General features: G+C 62.5%; 1 protein-coding gene. It reads left to right on the top strand.

The window, feature by feature from the left end; genetic code table 11:
* A partial coding sequence (locus AAEZ09_RS28505; protein ID WP_350601693.1) for a VirB8/TrbF family protein occupies positions 1-234 on the top strand: 234 nt, incomplete at its 5' end.
* Positions 235-264: the final 30 nt, after the last annotated feature.

Consider the following 264-nt stretch of genomic DNA (forward strand, 5'->3'; position numbering starts at 1 on the left):
GTACAGGTCAACAGCGTCGTGCGCGCAAGCTATGCGTCATTTCAGGTGCGGTGGACGGAGCGCCGCTACGTCAACGGCGCAGCGGCAGGACTGGAGCGCTGGACGGCGGTGGTCTCGATCGTGCTGCAAGCGCCGCGCACCGAGGAGCGGCTGCGCCGCAATCCCTTGGGCATCTACATCAACGGCTTGTCGTGGAGCCGGGAACTCGACTCGATCGAAGGAGACAGGCCATGAAACCGTCTTTACGCTTTTACGCTGTTGTAC

The sequence above is a fragment of the Pseudomonas sp. 65/3-MNA-CIBAN-0223 genome, from assembly GCF_040310425.1.
Classification (GTDB): domain Bacteria; phylum Pseudomonadota; class Gammaproteobacteria; order Pseudomonadales; family Pseudomonadaceae; genus Aquipseudomonas; species Aquipseudomonas gregormendelii.